At 67.3% G+C, this 14,031-nt stretch carries 15 protein-coding genes; 3 read left to right on the top strand and 12 right to left on the bottom strand.

Going from position 1 to position 14,031, the window contains the following annotated elements; genetic code table 11:
* Positions 1–12: 12 nt before the first annotated feature.
* Positions 13–246: an SCO4848 family membrane protein gene (locus ACTMO_RS0102055; protein WP_019852991.1), complete on the bottom strand. Its 234-nt coding sequence runs from the start codon at positions 244–246 to the stop codon at positions 13–15.
* 90 nt (positions 247–336) lie between these two features.
* On the opposite strand from ACTMO_RS0102055, the gene ACTMO_RS0102050 reads away from it, so the two are divergent.
* A complete protein-coding gene (locus ACTMO_RS0102050; RefSeq protein WP_211212888.1) occupies positions 337–1,554 on the top strand; it encodes a D-alanyl-D-alanine carboxypeptidase family protein in 1,218 nt (405 codons plus the stop codon).
* Between the two features lie 22 nt (positions 1,555–1,576).
* Here the strand turns inward: ACTMO_RS0102050 and yhjD are convergent, their stop codons facing one another.
* From yhjD to ACTMO_RS0102030, 4 genes are all read right to left on the bottom strand, one after another.
* A complete protein-coding gene (gene yhjD, locus ACTMO_RS0102045; protein WP_019852989.1) occupies positions 1,577–2,614 on the bottom strand; it encodes an inner membrane protein YhjD in 1,038 nt (345 codons plus the stop codon).
* A 56-nt stretch (positions 2,615–2,670) separates the two neighbouring features.
* The gene (gene trpS / locus ACTMO_RS0102040) at positions 2,671–3,714 is read right to left on the bottom strand and encodes a tryptophan--tRNA ligase (protein ID WP_019852988.1); all 1,044 of its coding nucleotides are present in this window, start codon (positions 3,712–3,714) and stop codon (positions 2,671–2,673) included.
* 88 nt (positions 3,715–3,802) lie between these two features.
* Positions 3,803–4,045, bottom strand: a complete 243-nt coding sequence (locus tag ACTMO_RS0102035; protein ID WP_019852987.1) for a hypothetical protein — start codon at positions 4,043–4,045, stop codon at positions 3,803–3,805.
* A gap of 384 nt (positions 4,046–4,429) precedes the next feature.
* Entirely contained in the window at positions 4,430–7,009 is a 2,580-nt protein-coding gene (locus ACTMO_RS0102030) for a bifunctional FO biosynthesis protein CofGH (protein WP_026448776.1), read from the bottom strand.
* A 168-nt stretch (positions 7,010–7,177) separates the two neighbouring features.
* On the opposite strand from ACTMO_RS0102030, the gene ACTMO_RS0102025 reads away from it, so the two are divergent.
* Together ACTMO_RS0102025 and ACTMO_RS0102020 are read left to right on the top strand one after the other, a co-directional pair.
* Entirely contained in the window at positions 7,178–8,662 is a 1,485-nt protein-coding gene (locus tag ACTMO_RS0102025; protein WP_245556003.1) for a S8 family peptidase, read from the top strand.
* Positions 8,663–9,537: 875 nt separating this feature from the next.
* Positions 9,538–10,086 (top strand): hypothetical protein, encoded by a 549-nt coding sequence (locus ACTMO_RS0102020; protein WP_019852984.1) that lies wholly within the window; start codon positions 9,538–9,540, stop codon positions 10,084–10,086.
* A gap of 130 nt (positions 10,087–10,216) precedes the next feature.
* Here the strand turns inward: ACTMO_RS0102020 and ACTMO_RS22185 are convergent, their stop codons facing one another.
* The 7 genes from ACTMO_RS22185 to ACTMO_RS0101995 form a co-directional block, all read right to left on the bottom strand.
* The gene (locus ACTMO_RS22185; RefSeq protein ID WP_084792014.1) at positions 10,217–10,636 is read right to left on the bottom strand and encodes an Imm1 family immunity protein; all 420 of its coding nucleotides are present in this window, start codon (positions 10,634–10,636) and stop codon (positions 10,217–10,219) included.
* A gap of 62 nt (positions 10,637–10,698) precedes the next feature.
* On the bottom strand, positions 10,699–10,932 hold the full coding sequence (locus ACTMO_RS22180) for a DddA-like double-stranded DNA deaminase toxin (protein WP_084792013.1): 234 nt from the start codon (positions 10,930–10,932) through the stop codon (positions 10,699–10,701).
* A gap of 115 nt (positions 10,933–11,047) precedes the next feature.
* A complete protein-coding gene (locus ACTMO_RS0102015) occupies positions 11,048–11,467 on the bottom strand; it encodes a hypothetical protein (RefSeq protein WP_019852983.1) in 420 nt (139 codons plus the stop codon).
* A 43-nt stretch (positions 11,468–11,510) separates the two neighbouring features.
* Positions 11,511–12,314, bottom strand: a complete 804-nt coding sequence (locus ACTMO_RS22175; protein ID WP_211212887.1) for a Scr1 family TA system antitoxin-like transcriptional regulator — start codon at positions 12,312–12,314, stop codon at positions 11,511–11,513.
* Positions 12,301–12,810: a DUF6879 family protein gene (locus ACTMO_RS0102005; protein WP_026448775.1), complete on the bottom strand. Its 510-nt coding sequence runs from the start codon at positions 12,808–12,810 to the stop codon at positions 12,301–12,303. The genes ACTMO_RS22175 and ACTMO_RS0102005 overlap by 14 nt, the downstream gene beginning before the upstream one ends.
* A complete protein-coding gene (locus ACTMO_RS0102000) occupies positions 12,807–13,010 on the bottom strand; it encodes a hypothetical protein (RefSeq protein WP_033401634.1) in 204 nt (67 codons plus the stop codon). The genes ACTMO_RS0102005 and ACTMO_RS0102000 overlap by 4 nt, the downstream gene beginning before the upstream one ends.
* Positions 13,011–13,086: 76 nt before the next feature.
* A complete protein-coding gene (locus tag ACTMO_RS0101995) occupies positions 13,087–13,881 on the bottom strand; it encodes an exodeoxyribonuclease III (protein ID WP_019852979.1) in 795 nt (264 codons plus the stop codon).
* Positions 13,882–14,031 lie beyond the last annotated feature (150 nt).

Here is a 14,031-nt window from a genome sequence, read left to right as displayed (position 1 = left end):
GCGCCCCGGGATTCAGTCCCGCCGGCCCGCCGCCCGGTAGCCCCGCCAACCGAGCACACCGATCGCGGTGCCCAGCACCAGCGAGACGACCCCGATCGCCAGGTGCACCCACAGGAAGCCCGTGGGGGAACCTCCCGACCAGGAGTTCTCGCTGCGGAGGATGTTCGTGAGGAAGGTCGGCCACAGCAGCCACGACCAGACACCGAAGAGGAGCAGCGCCAGCCCCGTACCACGTGTGATGCGCACGTTCCCAGTATCGTGCGTGGCCGCGCACACACCCGGACGGGGTCGTTCGGCGGAACACGGCACGGCGGTGAATGATCTAGGCTGAGGCGAGTGCGTACAGCTTCCGGACGTGTCCTACCGGTTCTCGCGACCCTGGTGGCGGTGTTCGCCGCGCTGGTCCTGCCCTCCCCCGCCCTCGCTCTCCGACACCAACAGGCCTCCTGCCCGAACGCCACCCTCCCTCCACCGCCGGTGGACAGCTCCGAAGTCCCCCCACCGGGGGAGTCCTCCCCGCCGCCGCTGCCGGTGCCGGAACAGGCGCTCGGCGGCCCACGTATGGGGGAGTGCGGCGTGGTCACCCCCGCACGGCATCCGGGGCCTCCGGAAACGGTCACCTCGGGCAGCTGGGTCGTGGCCGACCTGGACGAGGGGACGGTGCTGGCGGCGAAGAACCCGCACGGACGACACCGCCCCGCCTCGGTGATCAAGATTCTCACGGCACTGGTGGCGCTCCGCGAGCTGGACACCTCCGACACCGTCACCGCCACCCGCGCGGACGCGGAGACGGAGGGCAGCTCGGTGGGGCTGGAACCCGGGGTCACCTACACGGTTCGCCAACTGCTGTCCGGGCTGCTGCTGCAGTCCGGCAACGACGCCGCGCACGCCCTGGCCCGGAAGCTGGGCGGCACCACCCGCACCCTGCGGCTGATGAACGAGCTCGCCGAACGGCTCCGGGCCACCGACACCCGGGCGGCCACCCCCTCCGGGCTGGACGGGCCCGGGATGACTACCTCCGCCTACGATCTCGCGCTGATCCTGCGAGCGGCCATGAACAACCCCGAGTTCGCCCGGATCGCCGGGCAACACCGGGCCGAGCTGCCCACTCCACCCGGAGAGCCGCCGCTGCGGATCGCCAGCGACAGCCGCGTGGTCCGGAACTACCCGGGGGCGCTGTTCGGAAAGACCGGTTTCACCGACGACGCCAGACACACCAGGGTGGTGGCCGCGCACCGGGACGGGCACAGAGTGGCCGCGGTGCTGCTGCGTGGGGAACGCCGCCCGGTGGCCATGTCCGACCAGGCAGCCGCACTGCTCGACTACGGTTTCCGGCTGGCCGAGGGGTCCTCCTCGGTCGGTGAGCTCGTCGACCGCGTCCCCGAGGAAACCACCGGGACGGCACCCCCGTCGGAGCGGCACGACGCCGGGCAGACCGCCGGCTCCACCGAGACGACCCGGGGTTCGGTGCTGCCGAGGATCATCGTCACGACGGCACTGGGGGCCGTGGCGGTGCTGGTCGTCGTGCTGCTGTACCGCCGCAGGCCACGCTAGCCCGCCCCCGCGGGACCTCTCCTCATCGGCGCCGCCGGGTCAACCATCCGAGCAGCACGCCGACCCCGAAGACCCCCAGCATCGTCCGGGAGCCCCCACCCCGGGAGACCACCGGGGTGATCACCGCGCGCGCCGGGGGTTCCGGCGGGATCATCCGCAGGTTCTCCCCGGCCGAGGCCGTCCAGGCCGTGACGAACAGCAGGAACCGTGAGGTCAGATAGGCGAACACCAGCAGCCCGAGCACCGGCCCGAAAGCGGCCGCGGCGGGAGAACCGCTCAGGCTGTTCAGGTACACCACGCCCACCTGTTTGAGCACCTCGAAGCCGACGGCGGCGAACAACGCCCCCCACAGCGCGGTGCGCAGCACCACGGGTTGCCGGGGCAGCCTGGCCAGCACCCACAGGAAGACCAGCCAGCTGGCCGCCAGGGACAGCACCAGGGCCAACGCCCACAGCACCAGCGAGGCCAGGGTGGTGTGCTGGATCCCGGCCAGGCGGAGCAGCATCCGACCGACGCCGCCCCCGACCGCGCTGAGGCCGAAGGAGACGAGCATCGCCAGTCCCAGCCCGAGCAGCGCCAGCAGGTCGGCGAGCATGCGTCGCGGCAGGGAGAGGGACGTGGGTCCCTGCCCCCACTGGGCGGTGAGGGCCTCACGCAGGTTGCCCATCCAGCCGAGCCCGGAGTACAGCGCGGCCACCAGGCCGATCACGCCGACCGCGCCGGCCTGCTCGACGGCCTCGGCCACGATCCCGTTGACCAGCTCGCTCAGCTGCGCGCTGGGCACCGACTCGGAGATGGCCCCACGCAGCCGCTCCAGCAGCGCCGGGTTGCTGGCCAGCACCAGCCCCGCCGCCGCGAAGGCGATCATCAGCAGCGGGACCAGCGCCAGCACGCTGAAGTAGGTGATGGCCGCCGCGTAGTAGTCCCCGTAGTTGCGCTGGTACCGCTGGGCGGCCCGCACGAGCCGGTCGAACCACGGGTGACGCCTGCGGTACAGCTCGATCCGCCCCGGGGCGGGCTGCCGGTGCGCGGTGCGCGCTGGCTGACTGCGGTCGGCCACTGCTCACCTCCGCGCCGTACGGACGTCGGTGCGGAGATTACCCCAAAAGGATCAGTTCAGCCCACCGGAGGGAGGAAACCCACCCGGTCGTAGGCCGTGCGTACGGTCTCGGCGGCCACCGCGCGGGCCCGTTCGGCACCACGGCGCAGCACCTTGTCCAGCTCGGCCGGATCGTCCAGGTACTGCCGGACCCGGCTCTGGAAGGGCGTGAGGAAGTCGGAGAGCACCGCACCGAGGTCCTTCTTGAGGTCCCCGTAGCCGCTGCCCTCGTAGGCGGCCTCCAGCTCGCTCACGGACCTGCCGGTCATCCCCGAGTAGATCACCAGCAGGTTGCTCACGCCGGGCTTGTTCTCGGGGTCGTAGCGGATGTCGCGTTCGTTGTCGGTCACCGCGGAACGGATCTTCTTCGCCGCGCGCTTGGGGTCGTCCATGAACTCCACGACCCCCGAGGGAACCGACTTGCTCATCTTCGCCGTCGGGTCCTGCAGGTCGAAGATCCGGGCCGTGTCGGTGGGAATGTGGGCCTCGGGGACCACGAAGGTCCGCCCGAAGCGGGAGTTGAACCGCTGGGCCAGGTTGCGGCTCAGTTCCAGGTGCTGGCGCTGGTCCTCGCCCACGGGGACCAGGTCGGTCCCGTAGAGCAGGATGTCGGCGGCCATCAACGCGGGGTAGGTGAACAGCCCGACGCTGACGTGCTCGTCCTCCTGCCGGGCCGCCTTGTCCTTGAACTGGGTCATCCGGGCGGCCTCGCCGTATCCGGTCAGGCACTCCAGGACCCAGCTCAACCGGGTGTGCTCGGGAACGTGACTCTGCACGAACAGCGTGCTGCGTTCCGGGTCGATCCCCAACGCCAACAGCTGGGCAGCGGCGTTGCGGGTGTTCTCGCGCAGCTCTTCCGGTTCCTTGGGGATGGTGATCGAGTGCAGATCGACCACGCAGTAGAAGGCGTCGTGGGTGTCCTGCAGGGCTATCCAGTTGCGCAGGGCTCCGAGATAGTTCCCCAGCTGGAAGGAACCGGACGTGGGCTGAATACCGGAGAAGACGCGCGGACGCTTCGACGACGCGCCGCTCTCCTCGGTCACGGAACTCTCGCTGTGCACACCGTCGATTCTGGCAGAACGCCGCCAGGGGTTTTCGCCCGAGGGGCTGTGGGGCGGGAGGACGAGCGCCGGTGAGCGTGAGGACCTTTCAGCTCCTGCGCTGGTTCTCCGGTTGCACGGGGACCCGCTTGCGCCGCAGCGCACCCACGATCATGCCGAGGACACCGAACACCACCGCGATGACCCCGACCTGGGGGCTGAGGGTCTCCATCGGCCCCGCGGCGGCCCCTGACACCGTCTCGGAGGTGGCGGCACGGGCCACACCTCCGGTCAACAGGGTCAGCACCAGCGTCGACAGCGACACCGCCACGGCGGCCCAGTGTTCACGCACGAGCCGTGTCCTCCTTCGTCGGTTCTCTCGAGTCGCGATCGCGGCGGTGCCCCGGGCACCCCGCATGTGTCGCCCGAGCCCGCGCACCCCGAAACACCGCGTCACCGAAAAGCTGTGCGATGTTCCACGATCGTGTGGTGACCGCGAAGATCGTAAACGGTCCCGTCCCGCCGGACGCGCCGGGGCGGACACGGGTGCTCCCGCTCCACGGACACCGGTCGACGACCGGGGGACGTCCGAGTGGGGGACGAGGTTGCCCGCTACCGTGATGTTTCTTCCACCGGATCCCGCGGTGCGGGGCTCGTACGGTCACCGTCCCCCGGTTCGTCGGCGGTGACGGGGACGACTCCCCCGGATCACGACCTCCCGAGGAGCACCCCCCGCTCAGCCCAGCGATCCGAGCTGGACCACCGGGGCCGGGCCGTAGGAGGTGTCGCGCTGCCGCGCGTGTCGTCCGGCACGTCGTGAGACCTCGTGCAGCTGTTCGATCGTGCGCTGCGAACCGTGCTCGGAACCGGCCATCCGGCTGATGGTCTCCTCCATGAGCGTGCCGCCGAGGTCGTTGGCGCCGCCGCGCAGCACCTCGACCGTGCCCTCGTCGCCCAGCTTCACCCACGAGCACTGCACGTTGTCCACGCGCCCGTGCAACGCCAGCCGCGCCATCGCGTGCACCGCCCGGTTGTCCCGCCGCGTGGGTCCGGGCCGAGCCAGTCCGGCGAGATAGATCGGCGCGTTGCGGTGCACGAAGGGCAACGCGACGAACTCGGTGAAACCGGCGGCACCGTTCTCGCGGGCGGTGTCCTGCACCCCGGCCAGGGTGCGCAGATGCCCCAGCCAGTGTTCCGGGGTGTCCACGTGGCCGTACATCATCGTCGACGAGGAGCGGATGCCCAGGCGGTGGGCGGTGGTGACCACGTCGATCCACTCGGCGGCGGGCAGCTTCCCCTTGGTCAGCACCCAGCGCACGTCGTCGTCCAGGATCTCGGCGGCCGTGCCCGGGATCGTGTCCAGCCCCGCGTCCCGCAGCTCGGTCAGCCACTCCTCCACGCTCACGCCCGCCTTGGCCGCGGCGCTGACGATCTCCATCGGGCTGAAGGCGTGCACGTGCATGTCGGGCACCCGGTCCTTGACCGCCCGCACCAGGTTCGCGTAGGCCTCCACCGGAAGCTTCGGGTCGATGCCGCCCTGCATGCACACCTCGGTGGCTCCGTGACGGCGGGCCTCCTCGGCCCGGTCGGCCACCTCCTCCGGGGAGAGGCGGAAGGCGTCCGCGTCCCGCTCCCGCTGCGCGAAGGCGCAGAACCGGCAGCCCACGTAGCACACGTTCGAGAAGTTGATGTTGCGGTTGACCACGTAGGTGACGTCGGCGCCCACCACGTCGGCACGCAGCCGGTCGGCCAGCAGGGCCAGTTCGTCCAACCCGGCACCGTCGCAGGTCAGCAACGCCATCGCCGCCGAGGAGTTGGCCTCCTCCAACAGCGCCGCCGGGTTCCGCTCGGCCAGCCGGAGCCCTTCGGCCACCTCGGAGTCGAGTCGTTCCGGCACCTGTCCGGCGGGGAGCTTGGCGCGCAGTTCCTCCCAGTCGCCGTAGACGCTGTCGAAGTCGCCCCGCCGTTCGGTGCCGCGCCCCTCGGTGTCGATGCTGATGTTGAGATCGGTGCGTCCCAACGACTCCAGCCCACCGTCCGGCTCCTGCCACGGCATACCGACCGGGCTCACCCCGGTACGGGCCATCCCGTCGGGGTCGGCCAGCTCGGCCACGTGCCCGGCCACCCTCGGGTCCAGCCAGGGGATGCCGTCCCCGGCCAGTCCGGCCCGCACGTACCTCGGGTAGGCGGTCAGCCGCTCCCGCAGCTCGAACCCGCCCTCCGCCGTGCGTCGGGCGAGCTCGTCCAGGTGCGGCCAGGGGCGTTCCGGGTTCACGTGGTCCGGGGTCACCGGGGACACACCGCCCCAGTCGTCGATACCGGCCCGCAGCATCAGCCCGTGCTCCTGCCCCACCAGGTTCGGCGGGGCCTGCACACTCACCCCCGAGGGCAGCAACAGCCGGGCCACCGCGATGGTGGCGGCCAGGTCCTGGAGGTCGGCGTCCGGCATCCCACGCATGGCCGTGTCCGGTTTGGCCCGGAAGTTCTGCACGATGACTTCCTGCAGGTGCCCGTACTGCCGCGCGGTGGCCCGCAGTTCCATCAGCGAGTCGGCGCGTTCGGCCAGGGTCTCCCCGATGCCCAGGAGGATTCCGCTGGTGAACGGGACGGCCACACGGCCGGCGTCGGCCAGCACCCGCAACCGGACGGCGGGTTCCTTGTCCGGACTGGCGTAGTGGGGGTTGCCCGGCCGTGACCACAGCCGTTCCGCCGTGGTCTCCAGCATCATCCCCATGCTCGGGGCGACGGGTTTGAGCCTGGTGAGCTCGGACCAGCCGAGCACACCCGGGTTCAGGTGCGGCAGCAGGCCGGTCTCCTCCAGCACGGCCACGGCGCAGGCACGGAGGTAGTCGACGGTGGAGGAGTACCCGCGCTGCCGGAGCCACTCGGCCGCAGCCGACCAGCGCTCCTCGGGACGGTCGCCGAGGGTGAACAGGGCTTCCTTACAGCCGGACTCCGCTCCCCGCCGGGCGATCTCCAGCACCTCCTCCTGTTCGAGGAACGGCGCTTCCACCCGATGGGGGACGGTGGCGAAGGTGCAGTAGTGGCAACGGTCCCGGCACAAGCGGGTGAGCGGGACGAAGACCTTACGGCTGTAGCTGACCGCACCGGGTCTGCCCTCGGCGCGCAGGTGCGCGTCGCGCACCCGGCCCGCAGCCTCCAACAGCGTGTCCAGATCGGACCCGCGCGCGTGCAGCAGCACCGTCGCCTCGGTGACGTCCAGCGTCACTCCGTCGGCTGCTCTGCGCAACGCACGGCGCATGGCCGAAGCACTCGGTGGGGTTTCGGGCGGTGGAACCTCTGGATCGACCGACACGCCAAGACCCTAACGCCGCCACGGGCCCGAGAACACTGCTCGCCGCACACGATGACCACGTGTCGCTGTCAGCATCACAGCAGAATTACTCCATTACGACCTATCGGAGGGGGCCTTTCGGACGCAGACTTCCACATTCAGTAATGTCTTCCGCTTTGTGGAGGTTCAGTGTCACCCGAGAAACTGAGACTCACACCACTGAGGACGGTTGGTGCCGCTCTCGCGTTGACCATGCTCTCCCCCGTCGCCGCGACGGCTCCGGCGGTGGCCGCGGAAAGCGACCCGGCGCACTTCCTCGTCGTGGGCCCTTCCCACGGGAACCTGGATCGGACGGTCGCCTCGGTGCGGCAGTCCGGAGGAACGGTGACCCAGCAGTGGCCGGAGATCGGCGTGGTGCTGGCCGAATCCACGGATCCCGAGTTCGCCTCCCAGGTGCGCTACGAACCCGGTGTGTGGGCCGCCGGGGCCAGCCGCGACCTCGCCGAGAAGCTCCCCGAGGACGGGGACTCCTCGTCCGTGGAACACGGTGCGGAGACGACCACCGGGGCGGCCGTGACCGACGGTTCGGGCGAGGGCACGGACCCGCTGTCCGATCAGCAGTGGGACATGCGCATGATCGGCGCTCCCGAGGCCCACGAGACCTCCGGGGGAGCCGATGTGACGGTCGGGATCCTGGACTCCGGTATCGACCCGCGGCACCCGGACCTGGCCGCCAATGTGGACGCCAGCCGCTCGGTCGGCTGCACCGAGGAGGGGATCCCGGACCGCTCGGAGGAGGCCTGGAGGCCCAGCACCAGCGGCCACGGCACCCACGTGGCCGGAACCGTGGCCGCGGCCCGCAACGACGTCGGGATCGCGGGCGTGGCCCCCGAGGCCGACCTGGTCTCGATCAAGGTCGTCAACGACGAGGGCTTCATCTATCCCTCGTCGGCCATCTGCGGTTTCCTGTGGGCGGCCGAACACGGCGTGGACGTGACCAACAGCTCCTTCTTCGTCGACCCCTGGTACCTGTGGTGCCGGAACGACCCCGACCAGGCAGCCGTGGCCGAGGCGATGCGCCGCGCCGTCTCCTACGCCAGTGAGAATGACGTGGTCAACCTGGTCTCGGCGGGTAACAGCAACTGGGACCTGTCCAAGCCGATCCACGACACCAACAGCCCCAACAACGGTGGTCCCACCCAGGACCGCTGGGCGGGGCCCGGGTGTGAGGTGCTGCCCGCCGAACTTCCCGGCGCGGTGACGGTCTCGGCCGTCGGTCCCGAGCGGAGCAAGTCCTTCTACTCGAACTACGGGATCACCTCGATCGACGTGACCGCCCCCGGCGGCGACAGCAGGCAACAGGCGGACACCCCCTCCGGCAACGGTGCCGTGCTGTCCACGCTGCCCGGCGGTGAGTGGGGCTACGCGCAGGGCACCTCGATGGCCTCGCCGCACGCGGCGGGAGTGACCGCCCTGATCCGCGCCACGCACCCGGAGTGGAGCGCAGAGCGGGTGCGGTGGGCGTTGTCCGCGCAGGCCGACCGCATCCCGTGCCCGAAGAACTACGACACCGACGGTGACGGTGAACGGGACGCGAAGTGCCAGGGCGGACGCACCGGATCCGGGTTCTACGGATTCGGCCTGGTGAACGCGCTGCGCGCCGTGGAGGGCTGACTTCCGGAGGCGGGGCGGCCGAACACGATCCGGCCGCCCCGCACACGGTTCCCCGTACCGGTGAGCGGAAACCTCAGCGGTGCGCCGAGGGCCGGCTCCCCGCGCGGGCTCCACGGTGTCCCCGGACGTTCTTGTCCGGACAGATGCAGAAGTGCAACCCGCACACCGGGCATCTCGGCGGGGTCTTGTGCGCCAGCATGCAAACGCCTCCCGAAGCAGTGACACTGTCTCGTGTGTCGGACGACGTACCCTGTTCCAGGGTGGGTTGCGCTCCCGACAGAACCCCCGAAGGGACGAGCCCGACCCACCGATTATCACCTGTTCGGGGACAACCGGGGAATCACTCGCCCGGCGAGTGCGCGGGACACGGCTGGGGCCCGCCCGCTGACTCCGGCCAGTGTCCACCCCGGAGGTCTTCCGTACCACGGCACCGCCGGGAACGCGGCCAGCTCACCGGTGACCGGGTACCGGAACGTTGTGAACAGGCGGGAGTGACCCGCGTACTGACGCCGCCGTCCCCGGCCGGTCGGAGTGTCGTGGAGCGGAGTCCGGACCGGCACGAGGGGGTCATCGCCGACCCGCGGGAGAAGTGATCCGCTCTCGGAACTCCCCCGGAAAAATCCTTCGTATTCTTTCTTCGAAAATATTCCAAGGAAGAATTCACACTATCGTGAGGCACACGAGTGACCGTCGTGCGGAGCAGCACACGGTTCTCGTCTTATTCCGGAGCGGGACTGGACACTCAGATGGCTGATTGTCCCGCTGATGGGCAGCTCCTAGTGTCGACGAGCGGACCGACGGGAATCCGGACTCCACCGAGGAAGGATTCCTGTCGCCACCGTGTTGACCTTCTGGTTCTCTCGAGAGGAGAGTACATGCGTTTTCGACGTGCCACGCGAACGCTCGCGACTGTCGCGGCCGCGGCGCTGTTCATGGTTCCCGCAGTCGGAATGACCACCGGATCCGGTTCCGCCGAGGCCGTCATCCCGCACACGATCTGCGGTCCCGCCGGTAGTGGGGAGGTCACGTTCGATCCTCCGCTCGGACTCACACTTCGGCAGACGGACTTCGAGGGGTTCGGCAGCGCGATCAGCTGCCAGGGGGCGTTCAGCGGCTCGGTCGAGATTCCCCAACCGGACAAGCTCAAGGGCTCGGGGGAACTGATGTCCTGCGAAACTTCCTCCGGGCTCGACGGCTCCATCACGTTCACGTGGTCGGACGGGGCGACCAGTGAAAGCTCGATCACGGGATTCACCGTCAACCAGGTGAGCAAGGTCGTCATCGTGGCTTTCCGGGTGGACTCCGGGCGCTTCGCGGGTGATGACGGCAAGGTGACCTTCCAGTCGACCTCGGAGACGCTGGAGTGCGCCGTCGGCGGACTCGAGAAGATCACCGGGAAGTACCAGGTCGAATTCGGAATCTGATCCAGATTCTCGGACAAGCACGATGCCGGTGTGTTCACGGCCGAGTGAACACACCGGCCCCGAAGAACAACTCATGACGAACACTTTTCGCGGGATCCGCAGCGAATCACCAAAACCCGTTGAAATCCTGTCATTTCACGCACTCGGGGCGTCTCCCGGTTCGGGAAAACTCCCGGAGAGCTTTTCTGATCTCACCCACTGGCAACACGGCGGACCGTGGAAAGAAGTGCGGAGTCCCACCGTCAGTGAGTAGGTCCACAGCGGGCTCTTCGTCGGGATTCGGAGTAACGCACAGTTCGCCGTCTTCGGCCATGTCGACACACCGAATCGCGCCATAACCTTCCCGGGGATCCACGGCCAGGGTGACATCATGGTCTGGATACCAGTCTTCGTCGACCTCGTCGGGATCAACAGCTTCTTGGGTGAAGCTGATGTGAGACTCCCAGGAACCATGATCAGTACTGAGCAGCTCCTCGACAAGCGCTTCGGTTCGCTCTCCCGACTCCGCTTGCTTGAACTCCCGGTTCGCTACGGAAACATTCAACACCATTACTCGGCCACCCCGCAAATAACTGTCGGCTCTGTTTGATCTTTCTCGTAGACGGTCAAAGTCTACCCTCTCGGCAGGATGGCACGTACGGCACGACGACACCCGTAGTTCGCCATAAGCGACGAGATTTCGTTATTGATGACAACGGAAGCCGAGGTTTTCCCATCTTTTTTCATGAGCCAAGCCGTCCTGGTTTCAACATGTTTGACAACCTCCAGTTTTACACCAGGACGAGGAGGAAAACAGGAAGAATTAAGAAGATATTGATTGATTTCTTCAAAGTGCATGTCTGTCATCGCGTTTTCCTCCCAGAGCGTTTCGATTTCGCGGGCGCGCCGAGAACCTCACCCCATCCAAGACCGCGACCGGCTCCTGTTCGTCCTCGGAGTACTTGAGAAGGTCTCTCCGGGCTTACACACCCAGCGGCCGAACGAGAACCGGACGAGGAAGGTATTCCGGCACGAAACACTCCCGGACCGGGTATTCGAGCGCCAGGGGTGAACCCGGCTGCCCCGGTTCGGGAAGCCCGAGGATCGCGCGCAGCGTCCACAGTGGCGAAGCGTGGTACTGGTACGAGACGTGATCGGGATTGAATATCCCGCGATCGTCCAAGGTGGGTACTCGGTAGCCGCTCGCCTGCTCTTCACTCCGGAGGATCAGGACATCGGCACAGGACTGCCACCTGAACATGGCCGCCATGAGCTGCGGCTCATGTTCCGGTCCCCAACGGATGAGCGTCCACTTCCGTCTACGAAGCTCGTTCAGAAGGTCTTTCAGTTCGAGCGAGAAGGGCTCTCCGGGATTCTCCCGCTTCCCGGTCCACGTCGACATACACCGACCCTAGAACGGGCGATCACCCCGTTTCGATTTTCAGTCACCTTCTGGCATAAATTCCTCGGAAACCATGTCGAGAAGAGCCCTCGCGTCCGCTCCGGAGAGGGCTCGCTCTCGGAAGTACTCGAACACGTTCAGGTGATTTGACGGTCACGAGCCGTTCATCGTGGACAACGAAGATGTTCAGCGGGCTAGCTCCGACCAGAGCGGAGCCAGGAATGATCGCCAGGTCTACGTTCGGTCGCCGCGACACTTCGACCATGTGTCGGAGCTGATCAACCATGACACTATCAGCGGCGCGCTTAAGCCGTACGGCTTGTTCGGTCAGCAGGAAGTGAAACTGCCGGGTTTCATCGTTCAAAGCTTCTTGGCTTTCCAACCGCGCTTGCACGGCACGGTCTACGTCTCTAGCAGGATTTCCCTCGATAACCGGTGTTAGCGTCGCTCGGGCGTACTCAGCCGTTTGAAGCAGCCCTGAAGGAATGATCGGCAAGAAATGCCGGACCGTCGAAGACGACTCGCAAAGAGCCTTGATCTCGGCTTGCCTTCGCCAGATTCCCATACGGGCGGACGAACGCACCGAGGTGTATTCGATGTTGGCTGTCCTGGTGAGTGACAGCACTTCTTCCTTCGCTTCCGGAGACACTTCTAACGCGGTGAGAATCCGCTCTACGTCGGCAACGGTCGGCAAGACACGGCCGGACTCAACACGGCTGATCTTGGACTGGGACATGGCAGTACGCGCGGCCAGCCTCTCCCCGGAGAGCCCGGCCGCTTTGCGTAGCCGCCGCAGCGTGTCCGCCAGGTTCTTACGGTCACGCTTGCCGGTGTCAGGTTCGAGCATTGAACTCACTGAACGGCACGGCGTAGGCGAGTGCCGTGTCTCGCCACTTCCGGTACTGCGTCAGATCCGGGTTCTCCCACTGGTCTAGATTGAGCAGCGTCCCGTCCGGGTTGAAGTTGAGGTCAACCACGGTTTCGTCATCGAACAACCAGAAGTCGTGTGACGGCAGGTCAAGATCGAGAGCGGTCACGTCGAGGATGCGGATGTCCTCCCCTGCTTCGATGTTGCCGGGGATTCCCCAATCCAGTTGATACCGTTGGTACTCGGTCAGTGGTCGTCGGACAACGCGGACGCGACCGATCGTCTTGCCGTTCGCTACGTAGCTCCTGACACGCTCATGCCAAGCCGCGTTGTGTCCGTCCGGTTTCGGCTGTCCGGCACGCCATCGGCCGAAGTCGTCTTGTTCCCTCGGAATACTGTATGTCGGCTGGCACTCGAACCGCCAGGCTGATCGCTGACACTCCGTAAACTGTTGACGTAGATCGGACAGGATCACTGCTTGACCCCCCGGAGGGCTTGTACGGTGGCCAGGACCACTTCCGGAGGAAGTTCTACGGCTTTCTCCCCGTCCCCCAGGGTGAGCCCTTCTGTACCGGTCTCGACCGGGTTCCCCTGGACTACGGCCGTGCCACGGTCGGAGACGTACACGGCCGGACAGTTGTCGTCTTTGCACTCAGTGACCTTCTGAAGTCTCATGGTCACAGCTTCGGAGGGCCAGGTCGATCACGACAGGACCTACCCGCGATCCCGCATAAGACGGTCACGAGCCGAGTCACTCGTAGGAAACCGTCACCGGCGCGTGGTCGCTCCAGCGCTTGTCGTAGCTCGGAGCCTTCTCCACCACCGCACTGTCGGCGCGTTCGGCCAGTCCACCGGTGGCCACGTGGTAGTCGATCCGCCAGCCCGAGTCGTTGTCGAAGGCCTTGCCCCGGTAGGACCACCACGAGTAGGGGCCGGGCCCCTCGGGGAACAGCCGCCGGACCACGTCCACATAGCCGACCTCGTCGAACACCCTGCTCAGCCAGGAGCGCTCCTCGGGAAGGAACCCGGCCACCTTCCGGTTGTTCCTCCAGTTCTTCAGGTCGATCTCCTGGTGGGCGATGTTCCAGTCACCGCAGACCAGCGCCTCCTTGCCCGCCCGTTCGGCGCGGGAACGCAGCTCGTGCAGGTACGGCAGGAACCGCTCCATGAACCGTTCCTTCTCGTCCTGCTTGGGAGTCCCGGCCTCCCCGCTGGGCAGGTAGAGGCTGCCCACGATCAGTTGATCCAGTTCGATCTCGGCGTACCTGCCGCTGGTGTCGAACTCCTCCGAGCCGAACCCGATCCGACTGTCCACCGGCTGGTGACGGCTGTACACGGCGACCCCGCTGCGTCCCTTGTCCGCGCTGGGGGCCAGCAGCGTGTACCAGCCTTCGGGAGCACGCACCGCCTCCGGAAGCTGGTCGTACTCGGCCCGGGTCTCCTGCATGCACACCACGTCGGCGTCGGTGGCGGCCAGCCACTCGACGAACCCCTTCTTCGCGGCCGCCCGCAGGCCGTTCACGTTCACCGTCGAGACAGTCAGCACGCGCCCGAGGATAACGACACGGCCACACCGCTCTTCCGCAGGTGGACCCGGCGAGCGTCCCCGACCGTCACGGGCCGAAGCAGCCTCCCATCGGGTGATGTGATCATCCCCCTGTGGCGCCGGCGAGCGTGATCGACGAGAGTGATCGAC

It is taken from the genome of Actinopolyspora mortivallis DSM 44261 (genome assembly GCF_000384035.1).
Lineage (GTDB): Bacteria > Actinomycetota > Actinomycetes > Mycobacteriales > Pseudonocardiaceae > Actinopolyspora > Actinopolyspora mortivallis.
The sequence above is the reverse complement of the archived record's forward strand: the minus strand, read 5'-3'. Positions and strand labels throughout refer to the sequence as shown.

Coding starts and splice junctions, on each gene's coding strand:
- ACTMO_RS0102000 (WP_033401634.1), bottom strand. CDS start 13,010: ATGAGACTTCAGAAGGTCACTGAGTGCAAAGACGACAACTGTCCGGCC.
- ACTMO_RS0102020 (WP_019852984.1), top strand. CDS start 9,538: ATGCGTTTTCGACGTGCCACGCGAACGCTCGCGACTGTCGCGGCCGCG.
- ACTMO_RS22185 (WP_084792014.1), bottom strand. CDS start 10,636: ATGGTGTTGAATGTTTCCGTAGCGAACCGGGAGTTCAAGCAAGCGGAG.
- ACTMO_RS0102015 (WP_019852983.1), bottom strand. CDS start 11,467: ATGTCGACGTGGACCGGGAAGCGGGAGAATCCCGGAGAGCCCTTCTCG.
- ACTMO_RS22180 (WP_084792013.1), bottom strand. CDS start 10,932: ATGACAGACATGCACTTTGAAGAAATCAATCAATATCTTCTTAATTCT.
- ACTMO_RS22175 (WP_211212887.1), bottom strand. CDS start 12,314: ATGCTCGAACCTGACACCGGCAAGCGTGACCGTAAGAACCTGGCGGAC.